This window comes from Idiomarina loihiensis L2TR (genome assembly GCF_000008465.1).
Lineage (GTDB): Bacteria > Pseudomonadota > Gammaproteobacteria > Enterobacterales > Alteromonadaceae > Idiomarina > Idiomarina loihiensis.
The window spans coordinates 252,608-267,201 of the sequence record NC_006512.1 but is presented as its reverse complement, the minus strand read 5'-3'; the positions used below and the strand labels follow the sequence as shown (position 1 = coordinate 267,201).

19 protein-coding genes are annotated in these 14,594 nt (G+C 48.8%); 7 read left to right on the top strand and 12 right to left on the bottom strand.

From position 1 onward, the window contains the following. Positions 1-10: 10 nt before the first annotated feature. A complete protein-coding gene (locus IL_RS01270) occupies positions 11-625 on the top strand; it encodes an SCO family protein (protein ID WP_011233514.1) in 615 nt (204 codons plus the stop codon). On the opposite strand, the gene IL_RS01265 is transcribed toward IL_RS01270, so the two are convergent. After that, complete coding sequence (locus IL_RS01265; protein ID WP_011233513.1) at positions 622-1,707, bottom strand: polysaccharide deacetylase family protein; 1,086 nt, start codon at positions 1,705-1,707, stop codon at positions 622-624. The genes IL_RS01270 and IL_RS01265 overlap by 4 nt on opposite strands. A gap of 57 nt (positions 1,708-1,764) precedes the next feature. Here IL_RS01265 and IL_RS01260 point away from each other — a divergent pair, with 57 nt between their 5' ends. Beyond that, on the top strand, positions 1,765-3,087 hold the full coding sequence (locus tag IL_RS01260) for an MATE family efflux transporter (RefSeq protein WP_011233512.1): 1,323 nt from the start codon (positions 1,765-1,767) through the stop codon (positions 3,085-3,087). On the opposite strand, the gene IL_RS01255 is transcribed toward IL_RS01260, so the two are convergent. The 3 genes from IL_RS01255 to IL_RS01245 all read right to left on the bottom strand — a co-directional run bounded on the left by IL_RS01255 (position 3,059) and on the right by IL_RS01245 (position 5,898). Beyond that, positions 3,059-4,444, bottom strand: coding sequence for a DUF4397 domain-containing protein (locus IL_RS01255; protein WP_011233511.1), 1,386 nt, complete (start codon positions 4,442-4,444; stop codon positions 3,059-3,061). The genes IL_RS01260 and IL_RS01255 overlap by 29 nt on opposite strands. Positions 4,445-4,558: 114 nt before the next feature. Next, positions 4,559-5,137, bottom strand: coding sequence for a Fe-S biogenesis protein NfuA (nfuA, locus tag IL_RS01250; protein WP_011233510.1), 579 nt, complete (start codon positions 5,135-5,137; stop codon positions 4,559-4,561). A gap of 71 nt (positions 5,138-5,208) precedes the next feature. After that, the gene (locus tag IL_RS01245) at positions 5,209-5,898 is read right to left on the bottom strand and encodes a ComF family protein (RefSeq protein ID WP_011233509.1); all 690 of its coding nucleotides are present in this window, start codon (positions 5,896-5,898) and stop codon (positions 5,209-5,211) included. A gap of 36 nt (positions 5,899-5,934) precedes the next feature. Here IL_RS01245 and bioH point away from each other — a divergent pair, with 36 nt between their 5' ends. Next, the gene (gene bioH, locus IL_RS01240) at positions 5,935-6,702 is read left to right on the top strand and encodes a pimeloyl-ACP methyl ester esterase BioH (protein WP_011233508.1); all 768 of its coding nucleotides are present in this window, start codon (positions 5,935-5,937) and stop codon (positions 6,700-6,702) included. Between the two features lie 15 nt (positions 6,703-6,717). Here bioH and mutM read toward each other — a convergent pair whose 3' ends face one another. Both mutM and IL_RS01230 read right to left on the bottom strand, forming a co-directional pair. Then, entirely contained in the window at positions 6,718-7,530 is an 813-nt protein-coding gene (gene mutM / locus IL_RS01235; RefSeq protein ID WP_011233507.1) for a bifunctional DNA-formamidopyrimidine glycosylase/DNA-(apurinic or apyrimidinic site) lyase, read from the bottom strand. A gap of 15 nt (positions 7,531-7,545) precedes the next feature. Then, entirely contained in the window at positions 7,546-8,013 is a 468-nt protein-coding gene (locus IL_RS01230) for a hypothetical protein (protein ID WP_231378614.1), read from the bottom strand. Between the two features lie 157 nt (positions 8,014-8,170). On the opposite strand from IL_RS01230, the gene IL_RS01225 reads away from it, so the two are divergent. Next, positions 8,171-8,788: a 2OG-Fe(II) oxygenase gene (locus IL_RS01225; protein WP_011233505.1), complete on the top strand. Its 618-nt coding sequence runs from the start codon at positions 8,171-8,173 to the stop codon at positions 8,786-8,788. Between the two features lie 63 nt (positions 8,789-8,851). Here IL_RS01225 and rpmG read toward each other — a convergent pair whose 3' ends face one another. The 3 genes from rpmG to radC form a co-directional block, all read right to left on the bottom strand. Beyond that, a complete protein-coding gene (rpmG, locus tag IL_RS01220; protein ID WP_006953863.1) occupies positions 8,852-9,007 on the bottom strand; it encodes a 50S ribosomal protein L33 in 156 nt (51 codons plus the stop codon). An 11-nt stretch (positions 9,008-9,018) separates the two neighbouring features. Further along, complete coding sequence (gene rpmB, locus IL_RS01215; RefSeq protein WP_011233504.1) at positions 9,019-9,255, bottom strand: 50S ribosomal protein L28; 237 nt, start codon at positions 9,253-9,255, stop codon at positions 9,019-9,021. A gap of 182 nt (positions 9,256-9,437) precedes the next feature. Next, a complete protein-coding gene (radC, locus tag IL_RS01210; protein WP_011233503.1) occupies positions 9,438-10,112 on the bottom strand; it encodes a RadC family protein in 675 nt (224 codons plus the stop codon). A 110-nt stretch (positions 10,113-10,222) separates the two neighbouring features. Here radC and coaBC point away from each other — a divergent pair, with 110 nt between their 5' ends. The 3 genes from coaBC to slmA are packed head-to-tail and all read left to right on the top strand — an operon-like array spanning position 10,223 to position 12,556. Continuing rightward, a complete protein-coding gene (gene coaBC, locus IL_RS01205) occupies positions 10,223-11,443 on the top strand; it encodes a bifunctional phosphopantothenoylcysteine decarboxylase/phosphopantothenate--cysteine ligase CoaBC (protein ID WP_011233502.1) in 1,221 nt (406 codons plus the stop codon). Between the two features lie 18 nt (positions 11,444-11,461). After that, the gene (gene dut / locus IL_RS01200) at positions 11,462-11,917 is read left to right on the top strand and encodes a dUTP diphosphatase (RefSeq protein WP_011233501.1); all 456 of its coding nucleotides are present in this window, start codon (positions 11,462-11,464) and stop codon (positions 11,915-11,917) included. A 48-nt stretch (positions 11,918-11,965) separates the two neighbouring features. Next, positions 11,966-12,556, top strand: a complete 591-nt coding sequence (slmA, locus tag IL_RS01195) for a nucleoid occlusion factor SlmA (RefSeq protein WP_011233500.1) — start codon at positions 11,966-11,968, stop codon at positions 12,554-12,556. Positions 12,557-12,574: 18 nt separating this feature from the next. On the opposite strand, the gene gpsA is transcribed toward slmA, so the two are convergent. The 3 genes from gpsA to IL_RS01180 are packed head-to-tail and all read right to left on the bottom strand — an operon-like array spanning position 12,575 to position 14,566. Then, the gene (gpsA, locus tag IL_RS01190; protein WP_011233499.1) at positions 12,575-13,576 is read right to left on the bottom strand and encodes an NAD(P)H-dependent glycerol-3-phosphate dehydrogenase; all 1,002 of its coding nucleotides are present in this window, start codon (positions 13,574-13,576) and stop codon (positions 12,575-12,577) included. Between the two features lie 12 nt (positions 13,577-13,588). After that, positions 13,589-14,092, bottom strand: coding sequence for a protein-export chaperone SecB (gene secB, locus IL_RS01185; RefSeq protein WP_011233498.1), 504 nt, complete (start codon positions 14,090-14,092; stop codon positions 13,589-13,591). A 42-nt stretch (positions 14,093-14,134) separates the two neighbouring features. Next, a complete protein-coding gene (locus IL_RS01180) occupies positions 14,135-14,566 on the bottom strand; it encodes a rhodanese-like domain-containing protein (RefSeq protein WP_011233497.1) in 432 nt (143 codons plus the stop codon). Between the last annotated feature and the right edge of the window lie 28 nt (positions 14,567-14,594).

The window sequence follows — 14,594 nt, the reverse complement described above, 5'->3', positions numbered from 1 at the left end:
GGAGTAAGACATGAGTCGTATCGTTACGCTGCTGGCTGCGCTTATCGCCCTTGCAGCCGGGTTCGCGGTTTACAATTTTTGGCCGGAAGAAAAACCGGAAGCCTTAATATATGAGCCGCCCCGCGCGTTAAAATCATTTAAGTTAAACAGCACAGCCGACGGCACTATTGAAAACGATGCACTGAAAGGTCAGTGGACCTTGCTCTTTACCGGTTATACCTTCTGTCCTGATATCTGTCCAACCACCATGTCAGACTTAAAAGGAGTGCTACCTTCATTACAGGAAGAAGTGTCTAAACCGGTGAAAGTCTGGATGATTTCAGTTGACCCTCAGCGTGATGACATTGAACGTTTAACTCAATACGTTAACTATTTTGGTGACGACTTTGTTGGTGTGCGAGCCGAGCACAAAGAGCTGTTCCCTTTCGTACGTGATTTAGGCCTAATGTATTCCATTCCCGATGAAGGCGAGGAAAATTACTTGGTTAACCACAGCGCCGCTATTATTCTGGTTAACCCGAACGGGCACCGTAAAGCGATATTTAATGCCGACCACCAACGTGGGGAAATACCGGTAGTCGACATGGAACAACTGGCAAAAGATTTTGCCATTATCGCCAATTAGTCAGGCCAACTGCCTGACTCGTTCGGACGGATAAGTGCTACGGAATACCAATAGTAACGAGACTCTGATGCGCTGGGTGCCGTGCAATTGACGCGTGAGCGCCCAATGTTAATGTCCTTTTCAAGCGTCACTCTAAACTGAGTATCGCTTTCCCATTCAGGTTTTAAGACTGAACCTCCGGCAAAGCATTGCAGCGCATCGGTACGCATATCGTTTAGTGTATCGCCCGCTTCCAGCGTTACGCTAATCGTTGGGCGCTTATTTTCATGTGCGACTAAAGGCTCTTCCGGTTGGTAAGCACTTACCGGCATGGCTTTCGAATTCAACTTGGCTTTCAGCGTATTTAAGTTCGCGTAGATACCAGACGCAGGAAAACGCGTAATAACAGTATCCTCACTCCACTTAGACCATGGGCCTGAATGCTGAGCAAAGGCCAGAAAGCCCCATTCATCCAGTAAAGCTCGCAACTCGTTGTTGTACTCACCGTAAGGATAGGCAAAATACTTCTGCTGTTCGCCTAAGTTCTCATCAATGGCTTCTTGTGCGGTAATAACGTCGTAACGCATGCGCTCCTGCCACTCTTCATCGCTTTCACCTTCCTGCTTGCGAATAAGATGCGCGTGCGTCTGTCCGTGGTTGGCAATAGTCGCCCCGTTCTGCTGAATTTCTTTAAGCTCTTCCCAGCCCATGTAATGGCCGCTGTGCTTACGCAAGAGCTCAGGGTTAACGAACACCGTATAGGGCATTTCAAACTCTTCCAGAACCTTTACAGCGTTTTCATAGACGTTTTGGTAGCCGTCGTCGAAGGTTATAACAACGGCTTTTTCGGGAAGCTCTTCGCCTTTTTCAATGGCATCACGAGCGTCAGTAATATCAATAACGTTAAAGTTGTGCTCCTGCAGGTATTGCAGATGCTCACGAAAAGTCTCCGGGTCAATAGAGGTAACAGCCGGAGTTGAGTCACTCACATGGTGATACTGCAGCACCACCACACTGTCGGCGCTGCCTGCCTGAGCTAATGGTGAGCACCCCAGCAATAACCCCGACGCGGCACTCAACGTCATTTTGTTCAACATCTTCATACTGACTCCTGATAAAGTATAAAAGCCGTTTTTAACCGAGTTTACTTAAGGATAGTTATGCACAAGCTGTTTGGATTCTCATTGTCTGATCACAGCCGCGTTTTTGCGATTGCCCTGCCAATGATTATTTCCAATATTGCTGCGCCCCTTCTCGGTCTGGTCGATACTGCCATCATAGGTCATTTGCCGGACGCTATCTACTTGTCGGCTGTTGCCGTTGGTGCCATGGTGGTCAGTTTTATCTATCTGCTGGCGGTGTTTCTGCGCATGGCCACAACCGGTTACATAGCTCAGTCATACGGTGCCGATGACATACGTGCTCAGCGCCAGCACTTTAATAACGGCATTATTATTGCGCTGGGTTTAGGTGTTTTAATAGCGGTTGCCAGCCCTTTAATTAATGACTTAGCCATGTGGGTTATCGCCCCTTCTGCCGAGCTAGAAGGCTACGCCCGCGATTACATCGAAATACGCCTATGGTCTGCACCGGCTTCGCTGATAACGCTGGTCGCTCTGGGGGTATTATTAGGCCGACAAAACAGCCGCAAAGCCATGCTTCTGGTGATAATCACCAACGCCGTGAATGTGGTGATGGATGTGATACTAATCCTCGGCTTTGGACTGAATGTAAAAGGTGCCGCCTGGGCGTCGCTTAGTGCTGAGTGGGTGACCGCTATTGTCGGCTTCTACTGGACCGCCCGCGCGCTGGGCTGGCACTTACGCCACTGGCAGCTGAAGTTTCAGCAGCTGCGTCAGTTTTTAGGCGTTAACGGTAATATTTTTATACGCAGTCTGATACTGCAGCTCTGTATGGCAACCATGACCGGCTACGCCACTCGCTACGGCAGTACCATGGTGGCGGTTAACGCCGTACTAATGCAATTTCTTATGTTGATATCGCTGGGCTTAGACGGCATTGCTTATTCTGTGGAAGCTTTAGCTGGCGAAGCTAAAGGTCAGAAGCGCTACGATAAAATCCGTTACTGGTGCAAAATTACTTTGCTCTGGTCATCACTCTTTGCTGTGGTTTATACGTTGGTTTTTGCCCTGGCCGGCAGTGCAATTATTCGCCTTATTACCGATATTCCTGAAATCATCCGGGTTGCCGAAAACTACCTGCCATGGATAGTGGTGTTGCCACTCATTGCTCACTGGAGCTATTGGTTTGACGGTGTTTTCATTGGTTTATCGTTCAGCCGTGGTATGCGTAATACGATGATATTAAGCGCTTTAATTGGCTTTCTGCCTTTATGGTGGGCGGGATTGCCGCTGGAGAACCACGGGTTGTGGTTAGCTCTCAGCGGCTTTTTATTCATGCGTGGTATTACCCAGGCAATTTGGCTTAAATACTTTAGTTCGCCAGGTCATCCATCAGGATAAGCTGCGGAGGTAAGCCGCCACTGGTTGCATCAACGGCAACTGCCGTGTAGATACCACCGCCCTCTAAAGTCAGAACCGGCGTCTGGATAGCAATGTCCTGCGTGCCTGTTGCGGTTACAGTAACCACGTAGTCACCCGGAGTTAACGAAACGTTGCCGGTGCTCACCAGGCCTTCTGCGTCAAACGCAATATCGGTAAAAGCAGCGTCTGCGCCGCTAATATCATCGGTTTCTGTAACGTAGATATCAACATTACCGGCACTTGGCGCTGCGTGAACCAACTGTATTTTGGCTGCAGTCGCCACGCTGCGACGCTCTTCAGTCAACACTTGCAGACCAATAGTACTCAGTTCACCGACAGCATAAACTGAATAACTCATTGCGTTTTCCACTTCCAGAGGCAGGTCCTCAAGCACTACGGGAGAACCTCCGGCAGCGGCAACATCAACACTGTATTCAGCGGCTTCCAGATTTAAGTAGTCTGTTGCACTTAAAAATGCCAGGTCAGCAATTTGAGGATCGGCAGCATCATTTAATGTCACATCAACATTCGGTGCATCAGCTACGGCGTGCACGACGCGAACATCCGCACCAGCGTCTGCATCATTGATTAAGGTGGTTGTTTCACCGTCGCTCACTTGCAGAGTAACGGGTGAATTCGCAGAATTAGCAGCAACATTATTGGTTGCGGCAATAATATAATCACCACCGTCAGCCAGGCTCACGGTTCCTGAGTCGTAAATTACTGCATCGTCACCCGCACCGGTTAAACGAATGCGGTAGTCACCGGTTTCCACATCAACCTGACCACTGTCTTCGCCGTAAGCAAGCGTTAAAGTAGCTGAGGCACTGCTTAACTCAGCGTCCGGAGTTGTCAAATACACATCAACAGTCGGCGCACCATACGCAACATGTACCACCTGAATACGGCTTTCACCTGCCGCAACATCCGATACAGGGTTAGAAAGAACCAATGGCTCTAAAGACTCGTCACCCAGCTGACCGGCAGCAAAAACTTCGTAGCGAGTATCAGCAGCAAAAGTTAAGGACGCCGGACCAATAGCATCAACAGTACTTTCATCGGGTAAAATACCCTGAACCGTAATGTCATAGTCACCGGCATCAACTTCCAGAACGCCGGAAGATGTATGGTAAGGCACATTTTCTAATAATGCGGTTTCACCTGCTAAAACATTAACGTTGGGTGAATCGGCAGAGGTGTGGTGTACCCGTACAAAGCTTGATTCAGCTTCAGGAGGTGGTGTGTTAGTATCGTCATTGTCACTGTCGAACCAGTCACAACCTGTGATGAGAAAAAGCGATGTCGCTATGACACCCAGTTTTTTGATCCCTTGCATAATTTAAATCCTCGTATTGATTAGGCAAATATCGTTACGAGCATTATTTGTGCAAGGGATCACATTTTTATAACATCAAAAATCGAAAGATACAAAGTTGTATAGTCGAAAGGTCTAATAGTAGGAGTGTTCTCCGGGCTCATGATCAGTGATATCACGCACGCCTTTCACTTCTTCCGGGAAACGCTCAAGCAACTCTTTTTCAATGCCGTTTTTCAGCGTTACGTCAATCATACTGCAACCATTACAGCCACCGCCGAATTGCAGAATAGCAACGCCGTCATCAGTAATTTCCGAAATCATTACCTGACCGCCATGGCTGGCCAATTGCGGGTTAATTTCAGCTTGTATAACGTACTCTACCCGCTCAATTAATGGGGCGTCATCGGCAACTTTACGCGCTTTGGCGTTAGGTGCTTTAAGGGTTAACTGAGAGCCCATTTCCTGCTCTTCAAAATCAATAGCGGCGTCTTCTAAAAAAGGCGCACTGCCTGAATCCACTACGGCGTCAAAACCATTAAACGGCAGACGCTCGTCGTCCGGCTCGACCGAATCTGGCGGGCAATAAGAAACACCACACTCTGCGTTTGCCATACCGGGGTTGACCACAAATACACGAATACACGTGCCATCGGGCTGATCGGCTAATAGCTTCTTAAAGTGGGACTGCGCTGCTTCTGAAATACGAATCATAAATACTGACCTCACGGCTTATACCTGAGTAAATTACTAGGGTATAGTGTAACCGAAACGCCCTGCAGTTTCTAGTCGTGCTGGTTATAGACAACCGCCCAGGCATCCACCGCTCTAGCCCCTTTTTTGTAGAGCGCATCGGCTGCTGCCATCATAGTGGCGCCAGTACTCAGCACGTCGTCCACAACCGCTACCGTACAGCCACTAAAATCCTGTAAAGCGAGTTGGCTGCCCCGACTGTTCTCCCAGCGTAATGCCTTTGATGCCATATGCTGCATGGGCACGGCCCGTATTTTACGTAACCCGCCCGCAATGTAAGGTAACTCAAGAGCCACTGACACATGCCGCGCCAGTAACGCAGTCTGGTGGAAGCCTCTTTTACGCCAGGCTTGTTGCGTCATAGGCACCGCAACAACGCAGTCTGGCAGTGGCTCTTCGCGATAGCAAAGGCGTAAATGAGCCGCTAACTGGTTTGCCAGTAAAGGGGCCAGCTCGGCTTTATAGCGAAATTTAAACTGAGTAATAAGCTGTTGTACCTGCGGCTCCCAGCGCAATGCACCGTACCAGTAGCGGCACGGCTTCTGCTCCGCCACTAAATGCTGTTCAATATCGGACAAATGCTGACAACAACGCGGATACCAACGCGGCAGTGCTTCTTCGCAATAAGGGCAAAGGCTTGCCGCGGCCACCTTAGAATAACCGCAACTCCAGCATGTGCCCAACTCAAAAGCATTGGCGAAACGCTGTAAAAACGCTAGCATACCACCCCTTAATTAATAACTCGGACAGGTAGTATAGTGAGCATTTCGGTAACGTGCTGTGGTACAGGAACCCCTATTGTTGTACTCCATGGCTGGGGAATGAATTCGAACATCTGGCAACCCGTGGTACCGGCATTAAGCGAGCACTTTCAGTTGTATTGCGTCGACCTGCCCGGTTTTGGCGACTCTGTCTGGTCATCAGAGAATGACGTGTCACTGGAAAGTTTTATTGAACAAATTATGCCAGCCCTGCCGCCACGCTTTCACTTGCTGGGGTGGTCTTTAGGCGGGTTAATTGCGACACAAATTGCGCTGACGCATTCTGACCGGGTTATGTCCCTAACCACCGTTGCATCGTCACCGCACTTTGTGGAAAGCAACGACTGGGCTGGAATCAAACCTGACATTCTTGAGCAGTTTCAACAGCAACTGGACAGCAACTTTAAAAAGACCATTGAGCGTTTTTTAGCGATTCAGGCCATGGGCAGTGAGGACGCACGCGAACAGGTTAAGCAGGTAAAACAGCTGATATTTACCAAGCCAATGCCTGACCAGGGTGTGCTGAAACAGTCCTTAACCATTTTGCAAACTGCAGATTTGCGCCAGCAGCTACCGAACATTGAAGTGCCCTTTAACCGTTTTTACGGACGCCTGGACAGCCTGGTTCCGGAGCGCGCTATCGACGATATTTCCGCACTGGCGCCGGAGTCAAAAGCTGTGGTATTTACCAAAAGCGCACACGCCCCGTTTATTTCGGAACCGGAGCGCTTTATTAGTGAATTGTTGAAGGTTGTTGAGAACTAAGAGTTAAAAACCAAACTAGCGCTGGCACTGGGTGCAGTACACGGTGCTGCGCTGACCCAGACGAACTTCTTTCAACCGGTTACTGCACACCATGCAAAGCTTACCGCCACGCCCGTAAACCTGAAGTTTCTGAGCGAAATAGCCCGGGTTACCGTCCACCTGAGTAAAATCTTTTAAGGTAGTACCACCCAGTTCAATAGCACTTGCCAGAGTTTCTTTTATTATCGGCACCAGTTTCTGGTAGCGCACTTTACTGATTTTCCCGGCCGCCCGTTTCGGGTTGATACCCGCCTTAAACAAGGCTTCGTTCGCGTAAATATTGCCAACACCCACGACCACTTTATTATCCATAAGAAAGGTTTTCACCGACTGCGAACGCCCGCGTGAGCGCTCAAATAAATAGTCGATATTAAACGCGTCGGTTAACGGTTCCGGGCCAAGCTGGCTTAGCAGTTCATGCCCGCTTACATCACTCTCACTATATAGCAAAGCACCAAAACGCCGCGGATCATTTAAACGCAGGGTTTGCCCGTTATCGAACTCAATATCAATATGGTCATGTTTGTAGTGAGTCGTTTCGGCTGGAACCACACGCAGCTTACCCGACATACCCAAATGCAATATCAGACAGCCATTATCTGTCTGCAACAACAAATATTTTGAACGGCGGCTAACCGAACGCAAAACATGCCCTTCAACCTTGTGCACAGTTTCAGGGACTGGCCAGCGCAGGCGCTTATCGTGAACCTTAACCGACTTAATTGTGCGGCCTTCAATGTGTGGAGAAATGCCTAAACGGCTGACTTCAACTTCGGGTAACTCTGGCATAAACCTAAAACATCCTTAATGGCCCAGTAACTGACTGGCAGTAAATTCTATTACGCGATAATTCTGCTGCTGATTCGGCAAGCGGATCATCAACTCGGGGTCTGCGTATAACTCAACACGTGCTTCTTCGCCCCCGACAAAACCAAAATAAATTTCCGTTATTAAATTTTCAGCTGGCTGTTCAGTTGGTGTCATGGTTAATGCCAACCAATTTTCAGCGACGCTAGCGGCCGCTTTTTCCGATAAGCGACATGGAGCCTGGCATTGCCATTGTCCATCATTTAACGCTAACTTCAGTTGGTCAATTTGCATTGCTCTCAAGTTTCCGTCATTCGGTATCAGGCCAATGACCTCGCCCGATTCAGCCTCTTGCACAATGCTATCATCCGCTTCTTCTTTAACCGGCGGAGCGACATACCAGAACACCACCATGATAATTAATATCACGTAAACCAGAACGTTGTTCCATGCTTTTCGGGTCATGGTCAATCCAAATATTTTTCGCTTCTCATTCACTTTCATCGGCTTGCGCTCTTTGTGCTAAGGTTCGAATAATCTTCTTGTTGCCGTACTCCTTGTTACTGGAGACAGAATACCCTATATTCTCGCGCGACAACAAAGTACGGAGCTTTATTGCATTATGGTGCTATCTGATATTATCGACAAAGTTGCCGACCACGGCTACTGCATTATCGATGATTTTCTGCAGCCGCGGCGTTCGCAGGCTCTGTATCAATACGCTCAGCAATTACCCGCGCAATACTGGAACCTGGCAGGTATAGGCCGCCAGCAAAACCAGACCATTAATACCATGGTTCGTAACGACCGCATTTACTGGCTAACGTCCGAAGAGCCTCGTCATAAAGACTACCTCAGCATTATGGATGAGTTACGTCACGAATTTAACCGCGAGCTCTTTCTTGGCCTGTTCGATTACGAATGCCACCTGGCGCATTACCCTAAAGGCGCGTTTTATAAAAAACATCTGGATGCGTTTAAAGGCAGAAGCAACCGAGTGCTCACAACGGTGTTTTACCTGAACCCTGAATGGCAGGAGACCGACGGCGGGCAATTGGTTATTTATGGCGACAAGGGACAGGTGCTGGAAACCGTACTGCCTAAACAAGGGCGTTTAGTGGTGTTTTTAAGCGACCGCTTCGTGCATGAAGTACAGCGCTCGGAACGTGACCGCTTCAGCATTACCGGCTGGTTCCGTATTAATGCCAGCATCTCGGGCATTATTGACCCGCCACGATAAACTCAAACGCCACCCAATAAAAAACCCAGCCGAAGCTGGGTTTTTTGTAAGCTTTGAAACCAATTACTTGATTTTAGCTTCTTTGAAGATCACGTGCTTACGAACCACTGGATCGAATTTTTTGATCTCCATTTTTTCTGGCATGGTGCGTTTGTTTTTGTCTGTGGTATAGAAATAACCTGTACCAGCAGATGACACTAAACGAATCTTATCGCGCATAATTTAGTTCCTTAAACCTTAACACCACGGCCGCGGAGATCCGCTAATACCGTATCGATACCGTTTTTATCAATGATACGCATACCTTTAGTAGAAATGCGTAACTTAACCCAACGCTTCTCGCTTTCTACCCAAAAGCGGTGCGATTGAAGGTTCGGCAGGAAGCGACGTCTAGTCGCATTGCGTGCGTGCGAGCGGTTGTTACCGACTACCGGACGCTTACCTGTAACTTGGCATACTTGTGACATGTCTTTACTCCAAAATTGCTGCAAGCTCGCCTGTCGCCCAACGTGACCTTGCCTATAAATCCGAGGGCGCATTTTATACAGCAAACTGCCCTTCTAATCAAGCTTATACGACGGAAATTTGATCGTCATCGATCGTTCGGTGCGGATTTTACGTGATTTTTAACCAAACCGCCAGTACAAAACTACAACAATCCGCGCTCTGCAAAAGAAATTGGATCGCCGGCACCCACCACGAAATGATCCAACAGCGCCACGTCAATTAAAGTCAGGGCTTTTTTGACCCGCTCCGTGACTCTCTGGTCAGCCTGGCTGGGTTCTGCAACGCCCGATGGATGATTATGTGCCAGAATAACCGCCGCCGCATTATACTGCATAACCAGCTTTATTACCTCACGTGGATACACTGGCGCGGCATTAATGGTGCCCTGAAACAGCTCTTCGTAACGTAACAGCCGGTGCTGGCTGTCCAGCAGTAAAATAGCAAAGACTTCGCGGCCCTGATGACGCAACTGTGAGGTTAAATAGTCTTTGACCATGGTAGGTTCGGTAAAGCCGTCTGAACGCTCCAGCTGCCATTTCAGGTAGCGTCGTGACAATTCCAGCACAACCCGCAACTGATTCACACGGGCCGGGCCTATGCCGTTGCAAGCCAATAGCTGCTCAGGAGTGGCTGTTAACAAAGCGCCTACACCGCCGAAGTCACTTAGTAAACGACGCGCAAAACTGACAACGTCCTGCCCGCCACTGCCGCTACCAAGTAAAATGGCTAATAATTCTGCGTCACTCAGGTATTCTGCTCCCTGAGTCTGCAGTTTTTCTCTGGGTCGTTCTGAAACGGGCCATTCCTTGACGCTCATTATTTTCTCCTTAATTCTTACCTTAATTCTTAAGAGAGAAGTATAACGACCATCTACCCAGTTACGGGGTCTCATGTTATCTTTACACGACTTAACACTAAGGGGTTCGCATGGCACAGCTGCAGAACAAACACATACTTTTAGGTATTACCGGTGGCATTGCCGCCTATAAGGCGCCTGACCTGGTGCGCCGTTTGCGTGAGCAGGGCGCAGAAGTTCGTGTGGTGCTGACTGCCGGTGCCAAAGCCTTCGTAACCCCACTTAGCTTACAAGCTGTGTCCGGCTTTACGGTCAGCGACGACCTGCTGGATCCGACAGCAGAAGCCGCTATGAGCCATATTGAACTGGCTCGCTGGGCGGATCTTATTCTTATTGCTCCGGCCACGGCTAACACCATTGCCCGTATTGCTCACGGCTTTGCCGATGACCTGTTGAGTACCCTGGTTTTAGCCAGTAAAGCGCCGCTCGCCATTGCTCCGGCAATGAATCAACAAATGTGGGCGGCTACTGCGGTGCAGGAAAACATTGAAACGCTACTCAGCCGTGGTGTGCAAATGATAGGCCCGGAAAGTGGCGAACAGGCCTGTGGCGATGTCGGTTACGGCCGCATGAGTGACCCTACAGAGATTGTGCAGGCGTTAATAAAAAAAGCCCCTGAAGCCAAGCAAGACTGGCAGGGTAAAACCTTTATTATTACCGCAGGCCCAACCCGTGAAGCCATCGACCCGGTACGCTACATCAGTAACCACAGTTCCGGTAAAATGGGCTATGCCCTGGCTGAAGCCGCCGCTCATGCAGGAGCTAAAGTCATATTAGTATCGGGGCCAACGCAACTGCCCACGCCCACCGGCGTTCAACGCGTCGATGTGGAGACTACAGAACAAATGCTAAACGCGGTGCAGCAGCAACTGCCAAACTGCGATGTGTTTATTGGTTGTGCCGCTGTGTCAGACTATCGGGTTGCCGAAGTTGCCTCGCAGAAAATTAAAAAAGAACAAAACAACCAGCCACCGCAACTCAAACTGGTGCAAAACCCGGACATTCTGCAGCAGGTCGCCAGCTCTGAAAAACCACCTTTTACTGTTGGGTTTGCGGCCGAAACTGAAAATCTAAAAGCTAACGCGTTGCGCAAACTGGAACGAAAACAACTGCAAATGATTGTCGCTAACGACGTCAGTCAGGTTGGGCTGGGTTTTAACAGCGACAGCAATAACGCCATTATTTTGAGTAAGGACAGTGAGCAGTCACTTCCAACAATGAGCAAGCATGATATGGCTATTGCAATTATCGACGCGATAGCCAAACGTTATTTTAATACCACTGCCAATTAATAAGAAAGTGAGAACTCCATGACGCAAGTCGAAGTAAAAATTTTAGATGACCGCATTGGCCAGTCTATCCCGCTTCCTGAATACGCCACACAGGGCTCTGCCGGAATGGATCTGCGCGCCTGCCTGGACCAGCCGCTGACTATTGAACCGGGTCAAACCCAGTTAATAGGCACCGGTATTGCCATGTACATTGGCGACCCAAATTATGCGGCCACTATTTTGCCGCGTTCAGGGCTGGGTCATAAGCACGGGCTGGTGCTGGGTAACCTGGTCGGTCTTATCGATTCGGACTACCAGGGCGAGCTTAAAGTGTCCTGCTGGAACCGCAGTAACCAGGCTTACACCATTGAGCCCGGCGACCGTATTGCGCAACTGGTGATTTTGCCGGTTGTGCAGGCGCAAATGTCGATTGTTGAAGAGTTCCACGAGACGGATCGTGGTGAAGGTGGTTTTGGTCATTCTGGTCGTTCGTAGTTACAGCAACTAATCATTCTGGCCTCTCAAATAAGGAAAGTTACTGTCATGGCAGAACAAAAACGTAACCGTCGTGAAGAAATTTTACAGGCTTTAGCGGCAATGCTGGAAACCAGTCCGGGTCAGCGCATTACTACAGCAAAACTGGCGGCTAATTTAGGCGTTTCAGAGGCGGCTTTATATCGTCACTTTCCGTCGAAAGCGCGGATGTTTGAAGGGCTTATCGAGTTTGTTGAAGACACCCTGCTAACCCGTATTAACATGATTATGGACGAGGAGAAAAACACCCTCTCCCGCTGTCACGCAATATTGCAGCTATTGCTGACGTTTGCCGAGCGCAACCCCGGTATTACCCGTGTTATGACAGGTGATGCATTAATGGGTGAACATGACCGTTTGCGTGGTCGTATGGAAGATTTGTTCAACCGTATAGAGAGTTCAATTAAGCAAATACTGCGCGAGAAAGCGATGCGCGAACAGCAGCGCTTTATTGTGGACGAAGCGGTATTAGCGAACTTATTGCTAAGCTATGCCGATGGCAAAATCAGTCAGTTTGTACGCTCTAACTTTAAGCGTTTACCGACCGAGCATTTTTCGGCTCAGTGGCAGGTAATGGAACAACAGCTGATCAGTGCGTAAATAAAGGCGTAAAACAGATCACTCCGTTTTACGCTCACGGCTTAATAAATCAATAGCGGCCTGTTGCGGTTCTTTACCTTCATAAAGGACCGCATATATCTGCTCACAGATGGGCATTTCCACTTCGTTGCGCGCTGCTAAAGCAACCACTTCACGGGTATTACGGTAGCCTTCAACCGATTGCCCGATACTCTTCAGCGCTTCTTCAACTCCTTTGCCCTGACCTAAAGCCATGCCAAAACGGCGATTACGCGACTGATTGTCGGTACAGGTGAGAATTAAATCGCCCAAACCTGCCATACCAGTAAAGGTTTCGCTTTTTGCGCCTAACTTCAGACCTAACCGGGTAAGTTCAGCCAAACCGCGGGTAATAAGCGCCGTGCGGGCATTAGCACCAAAGCCAATACCGTCGGCCATACCAGCACCAATGGCTATAACATTTTTAACCACGCCACCCAGTTGCACGCCAATAAAGTCGTTGTTGGTGTAAACCCGGAAAGAGCGGTCACAATGCAGAAGCCCGGAAAGCTCTTCGACAAAGGCCTGATCAGTTGACGACATCGAAATGGCAGTAGGTAAGCCTTTAGCCATTTCAATAGCAAAAGTGGGGCCGGATAACACCGCTAGCGGATGCTCGTCGCCCAGAGTTTCTTCTGCGACTTCGTACAAAAGACGCCCACTGTCCGGCTCTAATCCTTTAGTTGCCCAGGCAACGCGGGCATGTTCCGCTAACAAAGGTTTTGCCTGCTTCAGCATGGACGAAAACGAATGACTGGGAACTACGACCACCACGTTTTTCACGTCTTTAAGGGCTTCGCCTAAGTCGGCAGTAACCTTTAATGATTCCGGAAACGGGCACGCAGGCAGGTACTCTTCGTTTTCATGAGCCGTTTGCATAACGGCAACTTTATCGGCATCCCGCCCCCACAAGGTGGTAGGAATACCTTTACGGGCAAAACAAATAGCAAGGGCGGTCCCGTAAGAGCCCGCCCCTAATACTGTCACCTGAGGTGTCTGCATTATTGTATCTGCTTACGCGTCTGCAGTTTGCTGACCCTGAGCCTGTTCAGCTTGCTGCTGCATGTGACGCTGGAAAATCGCATCAAAGTTAACAGGAGCCAGGTTCAACTGTGGGAAAGTCGCACGGTTAACAAGGTTTGAAACGCACTCACGAGCGTAAGGGAACAAAATGTTCGGGCAGAAAGAACCCAGCATGTGTGCCAGTTGGCCGTCCTGAACTTCTTCACCAATAGTGAAAATACCCGCCTGATGTACTTCACAAAGGAAAGCAACGTCGTCTTCAACTTTGTTAGTTGCCGTCAGAGTCAGTACCACTTCGTAAACACCGTCTTCAATTTTTTCGTGTTTAACGTTCAGGTCTAATTTAAGGTCAGGCTTCCATTCTTTACGGAAAATAGCCGGAGAGCTTGGAGTTTCGAAAGAGATGTCTTTAGCGTAGATACGCTGAATAGCGAATTGTACTTGCTGCTGTTGGTTTTCAGCTGCTGCGCCGTTTGCTTGCTGTTCTTCAGCCATGATTTTACTTCCTATTCTTTTTTAAGTATTAGACGAATTTTATTATTTTTTCTGCGAAACCGGCAATTTGGCGCTGCGCCATGTGTTCATACCACCTTGCAGCACAGCAACTTGAGTAAAGCCTTCAGCCGTTAGCTGGCTAACTGCCGATTTTGCCGTCATTCCTGTTGCACAGACTATCACAATGGGGGCTTCTTTGAACTTTTCAATAGAGGAAAGTTCTTTTTGTTTAATTTTTTCCATCGGTAATGACACCGATCCGTGAATGTGTCCTTTCTTAAATTCATCCGGACTACGAATATCAACAAAAACGCCATCACCGCGGTTTACCCATACCGTGGCCTCTTGCGGTTCTAAATTTTTTGTCGGTGACATAGCCGAGCGAATCGTGGTCACAATCAGTGCGACTAGCAGCACAACCCAGATACCACTCATCATCGGGTTGCTTTTGACAAATTCCATAATTTCTTGCATAAGACCTACCAGTATTCGTCGGTAACAG

What these genes read in the sequence shown, in the direction of transcription:
- IL_RS01270 (WP_011233514.1), top strand. Translation starts at nt 11, where the DNA reads ATGAGTCGTATCGTTACGCTGCTGGCTGCGCTTATCGCCCTTGCAGCC.
- IL_RS01265 (WP_011233513.1), bottom strand. Translation starts at nt 1,707, where the DNA reads ATGAAGATGTTGAACAAAATGACGTTGAGTGCCGCGTCGGGGTTATTG.
- IL_RS01260 (WP_011233512.1), top strand. Translation starts at nt 1,765, where the DNA reads ATGCACAAGCTGTTTGGATTCTCATTGTCTGATCACAGCCGCGTTTTT.
- IL_RS01255 (WP_011233511.1), bottom strand. Translation starts at nt 4,444, where the DNA reads ATGCAAGGGATCAAAAAACTGGGTGTCATAGCGACATCGCTTTTTCTC.
- nfuA (WP_011233510.1), bottom strand. Translation starts at nt 5,137, where the DNA reads ATGATTCGTATTTCAGAAGCAGCGCAGTCCCACTTTAAGAAGCTATTA.
- IL_RS01245 (WP_011233509.1), bottom strand. Translation starts at nt 5,898, where the DNA reads ATGCTAGCGTTTTTACAGCGTTTCGCCAATGCTTTTGAGTTGGGCACA.
- mutM (WP_011233507.1), bottom strand. Translation starts at nt 7,530, where the DNA reads ATGCCAGAGTTACCCGAAGTTGAAGTCAGCCGTTTAGGCATTTCTCCA.
- IL_RS01230 (WP_231378614.1), bottom strand. Translation starts at nt 8,013, where the DNA reads ATGACCCGAAAAGCATGGAACAACGTTCTGGTTTACGTGATATTAATT.
- IL_RS01225 (WP_011233505.1), top strand. Translation starts at nt 8,171, where the DNA reads ATGGTGCTATCTGATATTATCGACAAAGTTGCCGACCACGGCTACTGC.
- rpmG (WP_006953863.1), bottom strand. Translation starts at nt 9,007, where the DNA reads ATGCGCGATAAGATTCGTTTAGTGTCATCTGCTGGTACAGGTTATTTC.
- rpmB (WP_011233504.1), bottom strand. Translation starts at nt 9,255, where the DNA reads ATGTCACAAGTATGCCAAGTTACAGGTAAGCGTCCGGTAGTCGGTAAC.
- radC (WP_011233503.1), bottom strand. Translation starts at nt 10,112, where the DNA reads ATGAGCGTCAAGGAATGGCCCGTTTCAGAACGACCCAGAGAAAAACTG.
- coaBC (WP_011233502.1), top strand. Translation starts at nt 10,223, where the DNA reads ATGGCACAGCTGCAGAACAAACACATACTTTTAGGTATTACCGGTGGC.
- dut (WP_011233501.1), top strand. Translation starts at nt 11,462, where the DNA reads ATGACGCAAGTCGAAGTAAAAATTTTAGATGACCGCATTGGCCAGTCT.
- slmA (WP_011233500.1), top strand. Translation starts at nt 11,966, where the DNA reads ATGGCAGAACAAAAACGTAACCGTCGTGAAGAAATTTTACAGGCTTTA.
- gpsA (WP_011233499.1), bottom strand. Translation starts at nt 13,576, where the DNA reads ATGCAGACACCTCAGGTGACAGTATTAGGGGCGGGCTCTTACGGGACC.
- secB (WP_011233498.1), bottom strand. Translation starts at nt 14,092, where the DNA reads ATGGCTGAAGAACAGCAAGCAAACGGCGCAGCAGCTGAAAACCAACAG.
- IL_RS01180 (WP_011233497.1), bottom strand. Translation starts at nt 14,566, where the DNA reads ATGCAAGAAATTATGGAATTTGTCAAAAGCAACCCGATGATGAGTGGT.